The following is an 18,758-nucleotide window of genomic DNA, read 5'->3' as shown; positions in this document are numbered from 1 at the left end:
CCGGTCGTGTCGTCGATTTCGATCATCGTTTTCCTGCCCTTGCTGGCCGCGCTTGTCGCGGGGCTGGGCAATCGCGCCATCGGCAGTTTCGCGGCAAAGGTCGTGACGACCGGCGCGTTGTTCGTGTCGTGCGCGCTATCCTGGCCGATTTTCCTGACCTATCTTGGCGGCGACGTCGACGGGACGGTCGTTCCGGTGCTGAACTGGGTCCGGTCCGGCGGCATGGTGTTCGACTGGGCGCTGCGCGTCGATACGTTGACCGCCGTGATGCTGGTCGTGATCACGACCGTGTCGGCGCTCGTCCACCTCTACAGCTGGGGGTACATGGACGAGGATCCGGATCAGCCGCGCTTCTTCGCCTATCTGTCACTGTTCACCTTTGCCATGCTCATGCTGGTAACCGCGAACAATCTGGTGCAGATGTTCTTCGGCTGGGAAGGGGTGGGGCTGGCGTCCTATCTGCTGATCGGGTTCTGGTTCCGCAAACCGTCCGCAAGCGCCGCCGCGATCAAGGCGTTCGTCGTCAACCGCGTGGGCGATCTTGGCTTCATGCTCGGGATTTTCGGCACGTTCCTGGTCTTTGGCACCGTATCGATTCCGGAGATTCTCGCTGCTGCGCCGGGCATGGCCGGATCCAGCATCACGTTTCTCGGCATGCGGCTCGACACGATGACGATCCTGTGCCTGCTGCTTTTCATCGGTGCGATGGGCAAGTCGGCACAGCTTGGCCTGCACACTTGGCTGCCCGACGCGATGGAGGGGCCGACACCGGTCTCCGCGCTTATCCACGCGGCGACGATGGTGACCGCAGGCGTGTTCATGGTGTGCCGCCTGTCCCCCATGTTCGAGGCCGCGCCGATCGCGCTCGCCGTCGTGACGGTGGTCGGTGCGTTGACCTGTATCTTCGCCGCGACCGTCGGCACGACGCAGACCGATATCAAACGCGTCATCGCCTATTCGACCTGTTCACAGCTTGGTTACATGTTCTTTGCGGCGGGTGTCGGCGCCTATGGCGCGGCGATGTTCCACCTGTTCACCCATGCCTTCTTCAAGGCGCTGTTGTTCCTCGGTGCGGGTTCGGTCATCCACGCGATGCATCATGAGCAGGACATGCGGTATTACGGCGCGCTGCGCAAACGCATCCCGGTCACGTTCTGGGCCATGATGGCAGGCACGCTGGCGATCACGGGCGTTGGTCTCTATGCACTGCATCTCGGCTTTGCAGGCTTCTACTCGAAGGATGCCATTCTGGAGGCGGCCTTCGCACGCGGCACGGAAACGTCCTATCTCGCCTTCGCGCTCGGTATCTTCGCGGCTCTGCTGACGAGCTTCTACAGCTGGCGTTTGATGTTCCTGACGTTCTGGGGCAAACCGCGCTGGTCGCAATCGGAACATATCCAGCATGCCGTGCATCATGGCGAGCACGAGCCCGACGATCACAATCCCGCACGTCAGGAGGATGCCGGCCACGACCCGCATGCACCGGTCATCGCCGATGATACGGCGGCGGACGCGACCGCAGGCTATCACCCGCATGAAAGCCCGATCGTCATGCTGATCCCGCTCATCGTGCTGTCTCTGGGCGCGGTATTCGCAGGCGGCGTGTTCAACCACGCTTTCATCGACAGCGAAGCGTTCTGGAACGGCAGCATCTTCTATAACGAGGGTCTAATCCATGCGCTGCACGAAACGCCGTTGTGGGTGAAATACGCGCCCTTCGTGGTGATGCTGATCGGGCTTGCTATTGCGTGGAACAATTATATCCGCAACCCGGCGGCGCCTGCCGGTTTCGTCAGGAAGTTCGGAGGCGTATACACGTTCCTGAAGAACAAGTGGTATTTCGACGAGCTCTATAATTTCCTGTTCGTGCGCCCGGCTTTCTGGCTTGGTCGCAAATTCTGGAAATGGGGCGATGTCGGCTTCATCGACCGGTTCGGCCCCAATGGCGCCGCGCGCGTCGTGGCCAGCGGGTCCCGGCTCGCCGCCAAGGTGCAGTCTGGTTATCTTTACAGCTATGCGCTGATCATGTTGCTTGGGCTGGTCGCCGCGATCAGCTGGGCCATTGCACGCTAAGGACGGGGCGCGACACGAATAATGGACGGTTTTCCCATCCTTTCCCTCATGCTTCTGGTTCCGCTTGCCGGGGCCATCGCCTGTTTCTTCGTCAATGCGGGGACGGCGCGCGCGATTGCGCTCGCCGCCACGCTCGCCGACGTGCTGCTCGGTATCGCGCTTTGGGCGAGCTTCGACGTTGGCGGCGCGCAGTGGCAATTCGTCGAACGGGCGGAACTGTTCGCCGGTTTCAGCTATGCGCTCGGCATCGATGGCATCGCGCTGATGCTCATCGTGTTGTCGGTGTTCCTGATGCCGATCTGCATCGCGGCAAGCTGGCTGTCGGTAAAAACCCGCGTGGGTGAATACATGGCGGCGTTCCTGCTGATGGAAATGCTGATGATCGGCGTTTTCGCGGCGCAGGATCTTTTCCTGTTCTACATCTTTTTCGAGGCCGGCCTGATCCCGATGTATCTGATCATCGGGGTGTGGGGCGGCGACAACCGGATATATGCGTCGTATAAATTCTTCCTCTACACGCTGCTCGGCTCGGTGTTGATGTTGATCGCGATGTTCTGGATGGCGAACGTGGCGGGCACGACCGATATTCCGACGCTGATGGCCTACGATTTCCCGACCGGGGCGCAGACGTGGCTCTGGCTCGCGTTCTTCGCCAGCTTCGCCGTCAAAATGCCGATGTGGCCGGTGCATACCTGGCTTCCCGATGCGCACGTTCAGGCGCCGACGGCGGGGTCGATCATCCTCGCCGGCGTGCTGCTGAAAATGGGCGGCTATGGCTTCATCCGTTTCTCGTTGCCGATGTTCCCCGATGCCTCCGCGCAATTTGCATGGCTCGTTTTCGGGCTGTCCATGGTGGCGGTCGTCTACACCAGCCTCGTCGCACTGGTGCAGCAGGACATGAAGAAGCTCATCGCCTATTCTTCGGTCGCGCATATGGCGATCGTGACGGGCGCGCTGTTCGCATTCAATGTGCAGGGGCTGGAAGGTGCGATGATCCTGATGCTCAGCCATGGGCTCGTATCGGGCGCGCTGTTCCTGTGCGTCGGTATCATCTACGACCGTCTGCATACGCGTGAGATTGCGCGTTATGGCGGGCTGGCGATCAATATGCCGCGCTATGCGCTGTTCTTCCTGCTTTTCACCATGGCGAGCATCGGTCTTCCAGGCACGAGCGGCTTCGTCGGCGAATTCCTGAGCCTTGCCGGCATGTACGAGATTTCGAGCTGGCTCGCGCTTGTCTGCACGACGGGCATCATCCTGGGGGCGGGATACATGCTGTTCCTTTATCGCCGGGTTGCGTTTGGTGAACAGGTGAGTGCCGATGCCGCCGCAATGCCCGATCTCGACAAGCGTGAATGGGCCATGCTGATCCCGCTGGCCGCCGCGACCCTGTGGATGGGTATCTATCCCGAAAGTTTTCTGGCCCCGATGCGCGCCGATATCGAATGGCTCGATCAACGGATTGCCGCCGCCGCGCCCGCGAGTGACGCGCATCTCGCGTTGCCGAACGCGGAGGCGCGTGCCGCCGCCATCGAAGCCGCGCATGAGGGGGGAGCACACTGATGAACGATTTCTCCCAATCCCTGCAATTGATCGCGGCCGAGGAAGTGCTCACGGTCGGCGGCCTCTTCCTGTTGCTCGCCGCCGCGTGGATGGGCGACCGGGCATCCAAGGTGATTTCGATGGCCGCGGTCGCCGTTCTCGCGGTCTGTGCCTTCATCGCCGCGCCCACTCTGGGCGAAGGGTTGATGGGGCCGGAAACCGTCGCGTTTGGCGGGCAGTATACGGCCGATGCCTTTGCCGCCTTTGCCAAGCTGCTCATCTATCTGTCGGCGGCCGTGGCGCTCATGGTGGCGCCTGGTTTCTTTGACCGTCACGGAGCGATGCGCGCCGAATACCCGGTGCTGATCCTGTTCGCCGTGCTCGGCATGAACATGATGGTGGCGGCGACCGATTTCCTGACGCTGTATATCGGGCTCGAACTCAACAGCCTTGCGGCCTACGTCCTGGCGGCGTTCCTGCGCACCGACGAACGTTCGGCCGAGGCGGGGCTCAAATATTTCATCCTTGGCGCGCTGGCGAGCGGGATCATCCTGTTCGGGATGAGTCTTGTCTACGGCTTCGCCGGGAGCACCGATTTCGCGGCTGTCCGTTTCGTGCTGAGTGGGCCATTGTCGACAGGCGCGCTGTTCGGGCTCATTTTCGTGCTGGCCGGACTTGCCTTCAAGATCAGCGCCGTGCCGTTCCACATGTGGACGCCCGACGTTTACGAAGGTGCACCGACGCCGGTAACGACGTTCTTCGCCACCGCGCCGAAAGTCGCGGCGCTGGCGCTCACCATGCGGGTGGCGTTCGGGCCGTTCGGCGCGCAGGTCGATGCCTGGCAGCAGATCGTGATATTCGTCGCGCTCGCATCGATCGTGGTCGGTGCACTCGGTGCCATCGGGCAGGCCAATATCAAGCGTCTGCTGGCGTATTCGTCGATCAACAATATCGGCTTTCTGCTGATCGGTCTTGCCGCCGCGACGCCGCAGGGCGCATCGGCCATGCTCGTCTATCTTTTCGTCTACGTCTTCATGTCGATCGCGGGTTTTGTCATCGTGTTGATGATGCGCGATGCCGATGGAAACGCGATCGAATCGATCGACGATTTCGCCGGATTGTCGCGGACTCGCCCCGCGCTCGCATGGGCCTTGCTGGCCGTGATGTTCAGCCTTGCGGGCATTCCGCCGCTGTTCGGATTCTGGGGCAAGTTCGTCGTTTTCGAGGCGGCCGTGAACGCCGATCTTATCGTACTGGCCGCGATCGGCATCGCGGCGAGCGTCATCGGCGCGTTCTACTATATCAAGATCGTAAAGATCGCGTTTTTCGATGAACCGGTCGATCGTGTCGCGCCCGTGACGCAGACATCGCACAAGGTCATTCTCGCCCTTGCGTGCATCGTGATCTCGCCGCTGGGTTACCTGCTTACGCCGTGGCTGGGTTCGCTGGCAGACAAGGCGGCGCTTGCGCTGTTTCTGATTGTCTGATCGGGTCGTGCCTTCGCCGATCGAGGTCGTATCCTCGATCGGATCGACGAATACCGAATTGCTGGCCCGTTGCGCACGGGGTGAAACGGTTCGCGAAGGTTCATGGCTCGTCGCGGACCGGCAAACGGCGGGCCGGGGACGGCTTGGCCGCGAATGGCATGATGGCGCTGGCAATTTCATGGGATCGACCGTGATCGCGTTGAATGACGGGTCCCCCGCGGCCCATACGCTGGCGCTCGTGGCGGCGTTGGCCGTCTATGAAACGATCGCGGCGGCACTTGCCGATACACGGCGGCTGACGTTGAAATGGCCGAATGACGTGCTGTGGGAGGGGGCGAAGATCGCTGGAATCCTGCTGGAACGGCAGGGCGACGCGGTCGTGGCCGGGATCGGGGTCAACATCGCCCGCGCACCACAGATCGACGGTGCCGCTACGGCGGCGCTTGCCGATTTGGGGGTCCACGTCGGACGCGATGCGCTCGCCCATGAACTTGGGCATCAGTTCGCCGTATTTCTGGCGCTCTGGCGCGGGGCTGGCCTCGTGGAGATCGTGTCGCGCTGGATGGCGCGAGGTCCGGCGCGGGGCGCGCTTCTGTCCGCCACCACTCCGGGTGAAGGGACGGTGACGGGGCATTATGCGGGGCTCGGGCCCGATGGATCGCTGAGGCTTGGCCTTGCGGATGGCCGGGAACGCGCCATCTATGCGGGTGAAGTGGCGATGATCGCCGGCAAAGGAGATGAGTGAAGCCATGTTGCTGGCCGTCGATGTTGGAAACACCAATATTGTCTTTGCGGTGATCGCGGGCCGCGACGTTCGCGCCCGTTGGCGGATCGCGACCGATGCGCGCCGCACGGCGGACGAATATGCGGTTTGGCTCATGCAGCTGTTCGCGATTGGCGGGATGACCTTTGCGGATATCGACAGGATCATCGTATCGTCGGTGGTTCCCCGTTCGCGGCACAACATGGCGGTGCTCGGCGAGAAATATTTCGGCACCGCCCCCATTTTCGCAGGGGAAAGCGCGGATGGCTGGGGCATCGACATCGATGTGGAGGAGCCGCGCTCGCTCGGTGCGGATCGGGCGGTGAATGCGATTGCCGCGCACGATGCGATCCCCGGGGACCTCATCGTGATCGATTTCGGCACGGCCACCACCTTCGATGTGGTCGATTTCAATGGCGCCTACAAAGGGGGCATCATTGCGCCGGGGATCAACCTGTCGCTCGACGCGCTGGTCAATGCGGCGGCAAAGCTTCCGCGCATCGCGATAGAGGGGCCGAGCCAGAACAGCTCCGTCATCGGTCGCAACACGGAAACGCAGATGCACATCGGCGTCTTCTGGGGCTATGTTGCCATGATGGAAGGGCTGGTCGCCCGGCTTCGGTCGGAAATCGGCCGCCCGGTCAAGGTGGTCGCCACCGGCGGTCTTGCCCTGCTATTCGATACGCACACCGATATTTTTGACGTCGTCGACGTCGACCTTACGCTTACAGGCCTGGCCATACTGGCAGAACGGGCCGGAAAGAACTTATGAAACCGAAAAACGAACTTCTCTTCCTCGCGCTTGGCGGATCGGGAGAGATTGGCATGAACGTCAATCTATATGGCTGCGATGGCAAGTGGCTCATGGTCGATCTGGGCATGACGTTTTCCGATCCGGGCTATCCCGGCGTCGATCTCGTCTTTGCCGACCTCGATTTCATCGAGGAGCGGCTCGACGATCTTGAGGCGATCGTCGTCACCCATGCGCATGAAGATCACATCGGCGCGGTGCCCTATTTCGCGGCCGATCTCGGCGTGCCGATCTATGCCACCCCGTTCACCGCCGAACTGGTGCGGCTGAAACTGGAAGAAGCCGGCATTCAGGATGAAGTCGAACTGCGCATCATCGACCATCTCGACGAGTTTCAGGTCGGGCCGTTCGGGATCCGTTATGTTCCGCTCGCGCATTCGATTGCGGAGGGTAACGCCCTGCTGATCGACACGCCTTATGGCCGCGTCTTCCATACCGGCGACTGGAAGCTGGACAGCGATCCGCAGGTTGGCGAACCGGCAACGCCTGAGGAATTGCGCGAAATCGGTGACGATGGCGTGCTGGCGCTCGTGTGCGATTCGACCAATGTGTTCAATCCGTCGGCATCCGGCTCCGAAGGCGAGGTGCGCAAGGCGCTCGAGGCGGAAATCGCGCGCCATGCCGGCAAGCGCGTCCTTGTCACCACGTTTGCATCCAATGTTGCGCGGCTTCAGACCCTGGGCCGGGTGGCGAAGGAAAGCGGGCGGACCCTGTGCGTGGCGGGCCGTTCGCTCGACCGTATCATCGGCGCGGCGCAGAAAAGCGGATATCTGCTCGATTTCCCCGAAACGGTCAGCTTCGACGAGGCGATGGATGTTCCGCGCGGCGAGCTGCTCATCGTGGCGACGGGCGGGCAGGGTGAACCGCGCGCCGCCCTTGGCCGGATCGCAGCGGAAAACCACCCGCTCGAACTCAGCAAGGGCGATGTCGTCCTGTTTTCCAGCCGGCAGATCCCCGGCAACGAGCTGGCCATCGGCTACATCATGAATCAGCTGGCCCGCCGCGGGATCGAAATGGTCACCGACCGGCAGGAACTCATCCATGTGTCCGGCCATCCCGGCCGTCCCGAACTGATCGAGCTGTATGGCTGGCTGAAGCCCGAAATCCTCGTTCCCGTGCATGGCGAAACGCGCCATATGATGGAGCAGGCACGGCTCGGGCGGGAGCAGGGCATCCCCCATGCCATCGATCAGCGTAACGGCGATATCGTTCGCCTCGCGCCCGGTAAGCCGCACAAGATCGGTGAGACGCAGGCCGGGCGCCTGCTGCTCGACGGGGACATCATCGTGCCGGCGGATGGCGAATCCATCGCCGCGCGGCGCAGGCTCGCGGCCAATGGCCTGGTCACCGTGGTCTTGCCGGGCAAGGGCACGAAGACCGCCCCCGCCATCAGCGCGATCGGCCTCCCGCTTGACGAGGACATGGACGATTTCGTCGCCGAGGCGCAGGCCGACATCGGCAAGGCGCTCGGCCGGTTGAAGGGGGGGCGCGCCAAGGACCGCTCCGCCGTTCACGAGGCCGCCCGCCTTGCGGCCCGTCGTGCCGCGCGCCGGTGGTCGGGCAAGAACCCGCAGGTCGTCGTGATGACCATGGGTTGATCGATGCAGCTGACGTCCGGCCTTGCGATCTATTTGCTGTTCTGGGTCATGGCGGCGTTCGTCGTCATGCCCTTCGGCATTCGCACGCATAACGAAACGGGTGAGGGCGGAATTTCGGGCCAAGCGGACAGTGCGCCGGTCAATTTCCGCCCGATGCAGGTTATCATGCGCGCAACGCTGCTGTCGGCGGCATTGTTCGCGCTGTTCTATGCCAATTACCGGGCGGGTTGGATCACGGTCGACGATCTCAATTTCGTCAACCCTCCCGAAGAGATCGCCGCCCGGCAATACGAGGCGGAATAGCTATTTGCGGATCCGCTCGATCGCTTGCGCGAGCGCGACGTAAAGCTTGCCCATGTCGGACGACAGCAGCGTGATCGACAGCGCATTGCCGTCCCTCGTGGACAACAGGTTGCGCAGCATCGTTTCGAAGTCGCGAATGTAACGATTGACGTTCTCACGAAATTCGGCGTCGGCCTCGTAATGGTCGTGGACCGAACGCGCCTCGCCATTGTCGAGCAGGCGCACCGCACGGCGCGTGAAAATGCCGCGTTCACCACGCAAATATGCCTGCCATGCGGTTTCGCTGACCTCGGCAGAGAGCACCTTGTCGATGTCGATGGCCGTGGAATGAAGCGCGTCCGTTATCTGCGCGACGCGCCGGGCGAACCCTTCGTCGCTGTCCTCCTCGGCGCGGGCGCGTGCCTCCGCGATGCGATGTTCGAGATGAGCAGTCAGCTCGTCAATGCCGCGAAGCCGTTCCTCCAGTTGTCGGGCGGCGGTCCGTGCCGCCTCGGTCGCCTGCGCGAGCGTCGCATCGAAGGCGGCCACGGTTTTCCCGCCCGTCCGGTTCAACGCGTCCTCCACCGCCGCGCCGGTCCGTGTCCCGACATCGGCGGCGAGCGCCGCGACCGCCTTTGCCGAATGGCTTTCGATCTCGGCAATGGCGGACCGGTTCGCCTCCGCCAAGGTGCGGACCGCACCGTCGAGCGCCGCCTCGGCCGTTGCCGTCATGGCCTCGGCATCGGCGCGGGTGCGTTTTACCATGTCGCGCAATTCGATGAGCTGTTCCGCATGATCCGCACCGCGTGCCTGCATCGTGTCGTGCAATGCATCGATTTCGGCCATGGCGGAGCGGGTCTGCTCCCGCGTGGCGGCAATCGCCTGACTCAGACGCTGGCCATCGTTGCTCGCCTCGTTCACCATATCGCGCACCGAGGTCACGCTGCGGTCCATGGTTTCAAGCCGTTCCTCCGCCTCGGTCAGCGCTTGCGGCAGACTATCGCGAGAATGGCGGGCGCTGGCCTCGATCAGGTCAAGCAGACGCGCACTTTGTTCCCGAAGCGCGCCCACCGCCGCATCGGTTCCGTTCAAAGCCTCACGGCTATCGCCCAGCTGCCGCGACAGCGCGGCCAGCCCGGTCGCGATCGTTTCTTCCGCTGCGCGCCCGCGGGAAGCCGCGTCGTCCATCCGTTCGCCATATTCGGCCAGCTGCGTCGAGATATGCTCGGCATGACGGGCGAGATCGCCGCTGGCCGCTTCGTAACGCTGACGCCGCTGTTCGATCTCCCCGTCGAGATCGCCGAGCCGCTCGCCCAGCCGTTCGGTCATCGCATGGCTCGCGTCCTCTGCCTGCACGAGGCGTTCGGCGAGTTGTGCATCCATCGTTTCGCCGCGCCGGGCGAGATCGTCGTGCAGACGGCTGATTTCCGCGGATAGAGCGCGGACCCGCGCGCCCGTCGCGTTGAGCGCTTCCTGACCGGTCGCGTCGATCTTCGCGAAGAGCGCATCGGCGCCCGCGCCGATTTCGCCGAGGCGCGCGTGCCATTGCCGGCCCACGTCCTGCGCCCCTGTATCGATCGCGCCGAGCTGTTCGCGCAAGCCATCGAGCCCGTGCTGACGGCTTTCGTCGATGCGCGCGCGCGCGGCGTCAAGCGCCTCTTCGAGCGCGCGACACTGGCTACGGAGCGCGTCGATCCCTTCGCCCTGCTGCGCCCCGATGCGCTCGCGCAGCGCGGCGCTTTCGCGGTCGAGTGCGGCGAAACGTTCCGTCGTTTCCTCGCCGAGCTGCGCAAGCCGTCGCTCGAACTCGATCAAGACGGTGCCCGCCCGGTCGTGCATCGCGTCGATTTTGAGTGTGCTGGCCTCGCCAGCCTCGCCAAGCCGTGCGAACCCGGAGGTCAGCCGTGCGACCTGATCATCGGCGGTCGAGCCGGCCTGCCCGATGGAATTGGTAAGATCGCGGGTGGCATTGGTGAGGACCGGAATCTGCCCGCGCAGGTTTTCCATGTTGGTCAGCGCCTTGCGACTGGTTTCGTGCAGCGTTTCGATCCGGGCGCCGTTCTCCCCGATCAGCGTTTCGAGGCGATGCGCGCTTTCCCCGATGCGATCGGTCGCCACGCGGCCCAACGATTCGAGATCGCGCGCCTGATAGGTCAGGAATTCGCGCGCGATGCTGAGTTCGCCGTTGACGCGCACCAGCCGGTCTTCAAGCGAACGCGCTTCGTCGCGCAGCAGCGCCGCGCTTTCGGCAAAGCGGCTCGCCTCGGCCCTGCTGAACCGCATCGCAACCGCCCAGCCGGCGAGGATCAGGAGCACCGGCATCGACCATGCCACGATCATTTCGGCCCATCGACCCGCATCGCCGCCCGCTGCGGCATCGCGCTGCGCATAGGCATAGAACGCCGTCCAAGCGACAATCGCGACCGCCACCATGACAGGCGCGACCCACCCGCGCGCCTTCGGTGCCGCGGCCTCAGGCTCCGCGTTCCAGTCCGTTTCGACCTCGGTCCGCTCCTCCGCAACGGGGGCGGTGACGGCGGGATCGGTCTGCTCGTCCGTGCCGATGGACACGATATTGCGCTGTTCTTTCATGACCGTTGCAAATAGCATGGTTCGCGTCTTGCGGAACCCTTCGTCGGTCCGCTTTTGCGCAGCTTTTGCGTCCGCACACGGGTAAATTGGCGCTGCGCCGACTTGCATCGGGGCGTGGTGCGATCCATGAATAGCCCTGCCCGATGATTGTGAGGAAGCACGCTGCCGGGCGCATTCTTGCAATTCCAGCTTTTGCAAACGTATCGAATTGGGGAAATTTCGTTGCGCGTCGCCGTTCTTTCCATGCTGGAGCCGTTCGAGGGGAACGGCCTTCGTCCGGGCATGTCCCGTCCGCGGGCACGGCTTCGCGTGGGCGGGCAGGCCGTGATCCGGCATCAGCTCGACCTCGCACTGGCGGCCGGGGCGCAACGCATCCTGCTGCTCGCCGATGCGGGGGAGGAGGGCGTCGATGGCGTTCTGCGCGCGGCCCGCGATAATGGCGTCGATGCGCGCAGGATTTCGGATGCCCCGGCGCTGTGTGCGATGGTGAGCACGGCGGATGAAATATTGCTGCTTTCCGATGGGCTGCTGTCCGACCCGTCGGCGGCGTTGCCGATGCTCGACAAGGGGTCGATGGTTGCGACCCTGCCGATCGAGCCGGGGCTTGCGCTGGGGTTCGAAAGGCTGGATGCCGAACGCGCCTGGGCCGGGCTGCTGTTGATGCCGGGCTCGCTATGCGAACGCCTGCGCCAGTTGCCGCGCGATTGCGACGTTGCCTCGTCCCTTCTGCGCATCGCACTCATGGCCGGCGTGGCGACGAAGCCGGTCGACGAGGCGTGCCTTGCCGATCATCGCTGGGCCATCGTGGCGAACAATCATATCGCGCAAGAGGTCGAGGCGGCGCAGCTTTCGCGCAGCCTTGAAGAGACGCGCGGAAAGACGCCGGGGCCACGCCTCGCGGCCATGGCGGTGCGGCGGTTCAGTGCCAGTTTCCTTGAAACCGACCGTTCGCCGGTCCTGCTCTGGTATGCGGCGCTGGCCGTCCTGCTCGTGGCGGGCGGGGTGACGGCTTTTCTTTCGGCAGGGAGCGGCCTGCTCCTGTTCGCTTTCGCATGGCTCGCCGGGCGCGGTGCGCTCGTCCTCGAAGAAGCGGTGCGGCAGGGCCGGATCGGCATGACCGCGCGAAGCGGCATGTGGCGCGGCGCCGCGTCGCTGTTCGATCTTGTGCTGTTTGTCGCGCTTGGCTTCGCCTTGACCGATGGCGACTGGTCGTGGTTCGGGGGCTGGTACCTTGCCTTCGTGTTGGTTGCGGTCGTCGCGATCGGCGAGTTGCAGGTAGAACCGGAACGGATGCGGGTGTGGCTCGCCGACCGGTTCGTGCTGTGCGCGGGGCTTGCCCTCTTCGCCTATACAGGGATGCTGGCGCCGTTTGCCATGGTGCTTTCGGCGCTGGTGCTCGCTCTATGGGTCGTGGTTGCGCGCGGCGGCGGAAACGCGCGGCGCGGGTGACAAAAAAGGGCGAAGGCGCGGCCTTCACCCTTTCCGGTTCGTTCAAGTCGCAATCAACGGCGCGGTATGCGCCGCCGCGTCAGCCATAGCAGCACAAGCCCGACCGCCATCGCGATTCCGCCATAAACCGCCCAGCTGTCCTGCCCGAGCATGAAGCTTTCCGCCGGCCACATCACGAGGCCGAGCCCCTGAAGCGTCCAGAGCCCGCCGACGAGGACGAGGGCGGTGCCGAACACCTGCATGATGATGCGCAACACCGCCCTTTCTCCTTAACGCTTGTCGACAGGCACGTAGTCGCGCTGCGCCGGGCCGGTATACAGCTGACGCGGGCGGCCGATACGCTGTGCGGGATCGGAGATCATCTCGTTCCATTGCGCGACCCAGCCCACCGTGCGGGCGAGCGCGAACAGCGCGGTGAACATCGTCGTCGGGAAGCCGATCGCCGACAGGATCACGCCAGAATAGAAATCGACATTGGGGAAAAGCTTCTTCTCGACGAAATAATCGTCGTTCAATGCCATTTCCTCAAGCTGCAACGCGACTTCGAACACCGGATCGGAAACGTTCAGCGCTTCGAACACTTCGCGGACGGTTTTCTGCATGACCGTCGCGCGCGGGTCGTAATTCTTGTACACGCGGTGCCCGAAACCCATCAGGCGGAACGGATCGTCCTTGTTCTTGGCACGGGCGATATATTCGGGAATCTTGCCCGGCGTGCCAATTTCGTGAAGCATATTGAGCGCCGCTTCGTTCGCGCCGCCATGCGCCGGACCCCACAGACAGGCAATGCCCGCCGCGATGCAGGCGAACGGGTTGGCGCCCGACGAACCGGCGAGGCGCACGGTGGAGGTCGATGCGTTCTGTTCATGGTCGGCATGCAGGATGAAGATACGGTCCAGCGCGCGTTCCACGACCGGGTTCACCTCGTATTCCTCGGCCGGAACGCCAAAGGTCATGCGCAGGAAATTGCCGGTGTAGGACAGCGAATTGTCCGGCTGCATGAAAGGCTGACCGATGGCGTATTTATACGCCATCGCCGCGATCGTCGGCATTTTCGCGATCAGGCGGTGCGAGCTGATCTTGCGGTGTTCCGGGTCCGAAATATCGGTGCTGTCGTGATAGAACGCGGACAATGCGCCGACCGCGCCGCACATGATCGCCATCGGGTGCGCGTCGCGGCGGAAACCCTGATAGAACTGGCGCAGCTGATCGTGCAGCATGGTGTGGCGCGTGATGGTGTAGGTGAAATCGTCCAGCGCGTCCGCACTCGGCAATTCGCCATTGAGCAGCAGGTGCGCGACTTCCATGAAGCTGGAATGCTCGGCGAGCTGTCCGATGGGATAGCCGCGGTGCAGCAGCACGCCTTCCTCGCCATCGATATAGGTGAGCGCGGAATCGCAGCTCGCCGTCGAGGTGAAGCCCGGATCATACGTGAACATGCCGGTATTGGCGTAGAGCTTGCGAATGTCGACGACATCGGGACCGAGCGTGCCGCTTTTGATCTCGAAATTGTTCGTATCGCCCTTCGCGTTCAGTGTCGCGTTAGTGTCGCCCACTTGAGTTCTCCTTCATCAATCAACGGTTGGTATCGGTCTGCGCCGCGGCGGGGGTCTGCGCGGCGATGCGCGCCAGGCTTTCCTCGCGACCGAGCAGGACCAGAACATCGAAAATTCCCGGCGAAACCGCCTGCCCGGTCAGCGCCGCACGCAAGGGTTGCGCGATCTTGCCCAGACCGAGCTCGCGTTCCTCGGCCATCTGCTTCAAACTGGCCTCGAGGCTTTCGCTTGTCCAGACATCTGCCGCGAGCAGCCTTTCATGTGCGCCGACAAGAAGCTGCCGCGCATCGTCGGTCAACAGTTTCGCGGCCTTCTCGTCCATGGGGAGCGGACGGCTGCGGAACAGGAACAGCGCACCTTCGGCCAGTTCGTCCAGGTTCTTGGCCCGCGCCTTGAGCGACGGCATCGCCTGCACCAGCAGGTCGCGATCGCGCCCCGGGTCAAAGCCTGCCTCCAATGCGGCGATACGGGGGGCGGCGAGGTCTGCGAGCCTGCCGTCATCCGCCTCGCGCATGTAATGGCCGTTCAGATTGGCGAGCTTCTTCGTGTCGAAGCGCGACGCGCTCTTGCCGACGCCCGACAGGTCGAACAGGGCGATCGCCTCGTGCCGGTCGATGATTTCGCGATCGCCATAGCCCCAGCCGAGCCGCAACAGGTAGTTCGACACCGCTTCGGGAAGCAGGCCCATCTCGTCGCGATAGGCATCGACCCCCATGGCGCCGTGACGTTTCGACAGTTTCGCGCCGTCCGCCCCATGAATGAGCGGGATATGCGCATAGATCGGTTCCGCCCATTCGCCGGTGATCGCGTTCATCGCATGAATGATCGGCAATTGGCGAAAGGCGTTGTTCAAATGATCGTCGCCGCGGATCACGTGGGTGACGCCCATGTCATGGTCGTCGACCACCACGGCGAGCATGTAGGTCGGCGTGCCGTCGGAACGCAGCAACACGTAATCGTCAATTTCGCAATTGCGGACCTTCACGCGGCCCTGCACCGCGTCATGGATGACGCTTTCGCCCTGTTCCGGCGTTTTCAGCCGCACGACATAGGGCGCATCGGCCGGCGCATCGGCGGGATCCCGGTCGCGCCACCGGCCATCGTAGCGCAGCGGCTTCTTCGCGGCGCGCTGCTCGCTACGCATCTGTTCGAGTTCTTCCGCCGTGGCATAGCATTTATACGCATGCCCTGCATCGAGCAGCCGGTTGGCGACGGCGACATGGCGTTCGGCCCGCTCCGATTGAAAGACGGGCGGATCGTCGTAATCGAGGCCGAGCCAGTCCAGCCCGTCTAGAATCGCGTCGATCGCCTCCTCGGTCGAACGGGCACGGTCGGTATCCTCGATCCGGAGCAGCGCGCGGCCGCCGTGATGGCGCGCGAAGAGCCAGTTGAACAGGGCGGTCCGCGCGCCGCCGATATGCAGGAAACCGGTCGGCGACGGCGCAAACCGGGTGACCACCGGGCGCTCGGTCCCGGGCGTATCCGCCGGACTGTCGGTGGACCCTGTAACGCTGCCGCTTGCCATCTGGTGCCGCTTCCTATCCAATAAACCCATGGTCGCGCCGCAATTTCCGAAACCCGACGCCTTCGATGGGCGATCCGGCATCCCGATTGCGGGCGAACCGGATGGCGCGCCGCATGCCGCGGGGCCATCGTCTTCGCGTTTGCGGCAATGGGGCAAGCGCGGCAGTTTGTCCAGCCTGCTGAACCGTGCCGAAGCCTTTCTGACCGACCGGCCGTTCGAGCGTATGCCCTGGCTCGCGGTGGCGATGCTGGCGGGAATCGGGGCCTGGTTCGTTTTGCCGGGGGTGGCCGAATGGCTGTTCGCGCTTGGCGTGTGCGGGGTGATCGCCGGCGCCTTCGCCACGCGCCAGCCCGACGGTTCGCGGCCCCTGGTGCGCAGTGCGGCAATCGGTCTGGCGACGATGTTTGGCGTCGGCCTCGGGCTCATCTGGGCGCGGTCAGAACTCGTTGGGACGCCCCCCATCGGCGGGCCGGTCGTGGCGCCCATCACGGCCACCGTGCTGGAGCGGGAGGAGCAACCATCCCTGAATCGCGTGCGGCTCATGATCGCGACGCGCGACCCGCGGGAGGAGCGCACGATCCGCGCGCGCATCAATATCAAGGCCGAGGATGACCGCCCGTTTCTCAAGGAGGGGGCCAATATCGCGGTTCGTGCACGACTGACCCCGCCGACGCATCCGGTGTTGCCGGGCGCTTACGATTTCGCGCGGGTCGCGTGGTTCGACGGCGTGGCCGCCACGGGATCGGCGCTCGATCCGCCGCGCCTCATCGCGCCGGGGGCGGCCGGGGTCGCCGCCGAGGCATCGCCGACGGGTGGAGGGTTGGGTGCATGGCGCCGCGATCTCGCCCGTCATGTGCGCGAACGGCTCGATACGGTTGCCGGTATCGACGCCGCCGCCGTCGCCATCGGCGCCACGCTGGCGAGTGGTGACCGCAGCGCCATCGACGAAATTAGCGCGCAGGCGATGCGCGACGCCGGACTGGCGCACCTGCTGTCGATCAGCGGGCTGCATGTCGGGGCGGTGGTGGCGATCGCCTGGTTCGTGGTGATGCGGATTGGCGGGCTGTTTCCTGCCGTCGCTTTGCGTTGGCGCCTGCCGATCCTCGCGGGGACGGCGGGGGCGGGGGCGGCGCTCGGTTATACCCTGCTTACCGGGGCGGCATTGCCGACGATCCGCGCATGCATCGCATCGTTTCTCGTTCTGTTCGCATTGTCTGTCGGGCGGCAGGCGCTCTCCCTGCGCCTGATCGCGATTGCGGCGATGACGATCATGTTTTTCTGGCCGGAAGCCGTCGTCGGTCCGTCCTTTCAATTCAGCTTTGCCGCCGTGATCGCCATCGTCGCCTTTCACAACAGTGCGGGGATACAGGATTTCCTTGCGCGCCGCGAAGAGGGGCGCGGATGGTGGCGTCCGGTCGTGGCTCTTTTCCTGACCGGGCTGGTGGTCGAGGCGTGCTTGTCGCCGCTCGTCCTCTTTCATTTTCATCGCACCGGGGTGTTCGGGCCTTTCGCCAATCTGGTGGCGATACCGCTCACGACCGCATTGGTCATGCCGTTGCTCGGCCTGTCGCTCGCGCTGGATCTGATCGGGCTGGGCGGCCCGGTATGGATGGCGACGGGGTGGGCGCTTCAGGCGCTGATCGAAATTGCGTTTCTGGCATCCGGTTCGGAGAATTCGGTGATCCTGCGGGCGCAGCCGCCGCTATGGTCCATCCTTCTGTTTGCCGCGGGGTTTTTCTGGTGTGCGCTTTGGTCGGGGCGCATCCGATTGTACGGGTTGATCCCGATGGGAACGGGGGTCGTGATGCTGGCGATACAGCCTGCACCCGATCTCATGATAGCGGCGGAGGGCCGGCATGTCGCGATCGCGGACGAAAGCGGGCGGATCTATCTGTTGCGCGACCGCGCCGGTTTCACGCGCGATGCGCTGCTCGAACATGCCGGTGTCGATCCTGACATCGGCGATTACGCGAGACTGGAAAACATTCCGGGAGCGGAATGCAACCGCGCCTTTTGCCGGTTCGAAATGCGGCAACGGCGCATCATGGTGTCGCAGCGCCGGGCGACCGTCGATTACGCGGCGATGGTTGCGGCATGCACCGACAGCGATATCGTGATCGCGGAGTGGAAGTTACCCGGCGCGTGCAAGCCGCGCAGTCTGAAGGCGGATCGCGCCCTGCTTACGCGCAGGGGCGGCATGACATACGATTTCGAAAGTGGGGCCATCGCCTATGCCCGCAATCCCGGTGACGGGCACGGCTGGCGGCGCAGCGGGGTGCCGGCACAGGCGATGAAATGACGAAGGCGCCCCTCTCTTCTCAGTGATAGCGCCGCAGGAGACCCGCAAGCCGTCCTTGCACCTGCACATCGTGAGCGTCGTATACCTGGGCCTCATACGCTGCATTGGCAGGATCGAGGCGAACCTTTCCGGCATCGCGATGCAGATATTTCAAAGTCGCCTCCACACCATGGACGAGAGCGACGATAATCTCGCCATCGCGCGCCTCTTCGGTACGGCGGACGAGTGCGAAATCGCCATCGAAAATTCCGGCCTCGATCATGGAATCCCCCGACACTTCGAGCGCATAATGCTCGCCGGCACCGAGCAATGCGGCCGGCACCGGCAGCATCTGCTGATCCTCGAGCGCCTCGATCGGCATGCCCGCGGCAATACGGCCGTGCAGCGGGATTTCGACGACGTCATTTGCGGGCGCAGTGTTGCCGCTCTTGCGGTTGAGGGGCACGACGGTTCCGGCCTCCACCTTCGAGTCCGCGCCGGGACGATCGGTCTGGCGTATCACCTCGAGCGCGCGGGCGCGGTTGGGGAGGCGGCGTATGAAGCCACGTTCTTCGAGCGCGGAAATGAGCCGATGCACACCCGATTTCGATTTCAGGTCGATCGCGTCCTTCATCTCCTCGAACGAGGGGGAGATCCCGGTTTCGTCGAGCCGGTCCTGAATAAATACCAGCAATTCATGCTGCTTGCGCGTGAGCATCGGTTCGTTCCTCCTGTTCTACGAAATCAATCCGTGAACGAATAAGGAACAGTTAGGCAACAAACGGAACGCCGTCAATCGTCC

At 63.9% G+C, this 18,758-nt stretch carries 14 protein-coding genes; 9 read left to right on the top strand and 5 right to left on the bottom strand.

The genetic code is table 11. The features are described from left to right. The first annotated feature begins 6 nt into the window (after positions 1-6). Genes nuoL through K4G67_RS06920 form a run of 7 tightly spaced genes read left to right on the top strand, consistent with a single transcriptional unit; the run spans position 7 to position 8,577 of the window. Positions 7-2,073 carry an NADH-quinone oxidoreductase subunit L gene (gene nuoL, locus K4G67_RS06950; RefSeq protein WP_239805641.1) on the top strand — a complete coding sequence of 689 codons (2,067 nt, stop codon included), beginning with the start codon at positions 7-9 and terminating at the stop codon, positions 2,071-2,073. A 21-nt stretch (positions 2,074-2,094) separates the two neighbouring features. Next, on the top strand, positions 2,095-3,636 hold the full coding sequence (locus tag K4G67_RS06945; protein ID WP_239805640.1) for an NADH-quinone oxidoreductase subunit M: 1,542 nt from the start codon (positions 2,095-2,097) through the stop codon (positions 3,634-3,636). Beyond that, the gene (nuoN, locus tag K4G67_RS06940; RefSeq protein WP_239805639.1) at positions 3,636-5,102 is read left to right on the top strand and encodes an NADH-quinone oxidoreductase subunit NuoN; all 1,467 of its coding nucleotides are present in this window, start codon (positions 3,636-3,638) and stop codon (positions 5,100-5,102) included. Before K4G67_RS06945 ends, nuoN begins: the two co-directional genes overlap by 1 nt. Continuing rightward, positions 5,095-5,847 (top strand): biotin--[acetyl-CoA-carboxylase] ligase, encoded by a 753-nt coding sequence (locus tag K4G67_RS06935; protein ID WP_239805638.1) that lies wholly within the window; start codon positions 5,095-5,097, stop codon positions 5,845-5,847. The genes nuoN and K4G67_RS06935 overlap by 8 nt, the downstream gene beginning before the upstream one ends. 4 nt (positions 5,848-5,851) lie before the next feature. Further along, positions 5,852-6,637: a type III pantothenate kinase gene (locus tag K4G67_RS06930; RefSeq protein WP_239805710.1), complete on the top strand. Its 786-nt coding sequence runs from the start codon at positions 5,852-5,854 to the stop codon at positions 6,635-6,637. After that, entirely contained in the window at positions 6,634-8,274 is a 1,641-nt protein-coding gene (locus tag K4G67_RS06925; protein WP_239805637.1) for a ribonuclease J, read from the top strand. The genes K4G67_RS06930 and K4G67_RS06925 overlap by 4 nt, the downstream gene beginning before the upstream one ends. Before the next feature lie 3 nt (positions 8,275-8,277). Continuing rightward, positions 8,278-8,577 (top strand): DUF1467 family protein, encoded by a 300-nt coding sequence (locus tag K4G67_RS06920; protein ID WP_239805636.1) that lies wholly within the window; start codon positions 8,278-8,280, stop codon positions 8,575-8,577. Here K4G67_RS06920 and K4G67_RS06915 read toward each other — a convergent pair whose 3' ends face one another. Continuing rightward, positions 8,578-11,148 (bottom strand): coiled-coil domain-containing protein, encoded by a 2,571-nt coding sequence (locus tag K4G67_RS06915; protein ID WP_239805635.1) that lies wholly within the window; start codon positions 11,146-11,148, stop codon positions 8,578-8,580. A 222-nt stretch (positions 11,149-11,370) separates the two neighbouring features. Here K4G67_RS06915 and K4G67_RS06910 point away from each other — a divergent pair, with 222 nt between their 5' ends. Beyond that, positions 11,371-12,597: a hypothetical protein gene (locus K4G67_RS06910; RefSeq protein WP_239805634.1), complete on the top strand. Its 1,227-nt coding sequence runs from the start codon at positions 11,371-11,373 to the stop codon at positions 12,595-12,597. Between the two features lie 53 nt (positions 12,598-12,650). Here the strand turns inward: K4G67_RS06910 and K4G67_RS06905 are convergent, their stop codons facing one another. Genes K4G67_RS06905 through gltX form a run of 3 tightly spaced genes read right to left on the bottom strand, consistent with a single transcriptional unit; the run spans position 12,651 to position 15,678 of the window. Continuing rightward, the gene (locus tag K4G67_RS06905; protein ID WP_338026400.1) at positions 12,651-12,854 is read right to left on the bottom strand and encodes a hypothetical protein; all 204 of its coding nucleotides are present in this window, start codon (positions 12,852-12,854) and stop codon (positions 12,651-12,653) included. Positions 12,855-12,866: 12 nt separating this feature from the next. After that, on the bottom strand, positions 12,867-14,153 hold the full coding sequence (locus tag K4G67_RS06900; RefSeq protein ID WP_239805633.1) for a citrate synthase: 1,287 nt from the start codon (positions 14,151-14,153) through the stop codon (positions 12,867-12,869). A 19-nt stretch (positions 14,154-14,172) separates the two neighbouring features. Then, positions 14,173-15,678 carry a glutamate--tRNA ligase gene (gene gltX, locus K4G67_RS06895; protein ID WP_239805708.1) on the bottom strand — a complete coding sequence of 502 codons (1,506 nt, stop codon included), beginning with the start codon at positions 15,676-15,678 and terminating at the stop codon, positions 14,173-14,175. A 28-nt stretch (positions 15,679-15,706) separates the two neighbouring features. On the opposite strand from gltX, the gene K4G67_RS06890 reads away from it, so the two are divergent. Next, a complete protein-coding gene (locus tag K4G67_RS06890) occupies positions 15,707-17,977 on the top strand; it encodes a ComEC/Rec2 family competence protein (RefSeq protein ID WP_239805632.1) in 2,271 nt (756 codons plus the stop codon). 19 nt (positions 17,978-17,996) lie between these two features. Here K4G67_RS06890 and lexA read toward each other — a convergent pair whose 3' ends face one another. Next, positions 17,997-18,674: a transcriptional repressor LexA gene (lexA, locus tag K4G67_RS06885; RefSeq protein ID WP_239805631.1), complete on the bottom strand. Its 678-nt coding sequence runs from the start codon at positions 18,672-18,674 to the stop codon at positions 17,997-17,999. Positions 18,675-18,758: the final 84 nt, after the last annotated feature.

Origin of the sequence: Croceicoccus hydrothermalis (assembly GCF_022378335.1) — a bacterium.
In the GTDB taxonomy this organism is placed as follows: Bacteria; Pseudomonadota; Alphaproteobacteria; order Sphingomonadales; family Sphingomonadaceae; genus Croceicoccus; species Croceicoccus hydrothermalis.
This window is presented reverse-complemented; position numbering and strand designations above follow the sequence as displayed.

What these genes read in the sequence shown, in the direction of transcription:
- K4G67_RS06945 (WP_239805640.1), top strand. Translation starts at nt 2,095, where the DNA reads ATGGACGGTTTTCCCATCCTTTCCCTCATGCTTCTGGTTCCGCTTGCC.
- nuoN (WP_239805639.1), top strand. Translation starts at nt 3,636, where the DNA reads ATGAACGATTTCTCCCAATCCCTGCAATTGATCGCGGCCGAGGAAGTG.
- K4G67_RS06930 (WP_239805710.1), top strand. Translation starts at nt 5,852, where the DNA reads ATGTTGCTGGCCGTCGATGTTGGAAACACCAATATTGTCTTTGCGGTG.
- K4G67_RS06925 (WP_239805637.1), top strand. Translation starts at nt 6,634, where the DNA reads ATGAAACCGAAAAACGAACTTCTCTTCCTCGCGCTTGGCGGATCGGGA.
- K4G67_RS06920 (WP_239805636.1), top strand. Translation starts at nt 8,278, where the DNA reads ATGCAGCTGACGTCCGGCCTTGCGATCTATTTGCTGTTCTGGGTCATG.
- K4G67_RS06915 (WP_239805635.1), bottom strand. Translation starts at nt 11,148, where the DNA reads ATGAAAGAACAGCGCAATATCGTGTCCATCGGCACGGACGAGCAGACC.
- gltX (WP_239805708.1), bottom strand. Translation starts at nt 15,678, where the DNA reads ATGGCAAGCGGCAGCGTTACAGGGTCCACCGACAGTCCGGCGGATACG.
- K4G67_RS06890 (WP_239805632.1), top strand. Translation starts at nt 15,707, where the DNA reads ATGGTCGCGCCGCAATTTCCGAAACCCGACGCCTTCGATGGGCGATCC.
- lexA (WP_239805631.1), bottom strand. Translation starts at nt 18,674, where the DNA reads ATGCTCACGCGCAAGCAGCATGAATTGCTGGTATTTATTCAGGACCGG.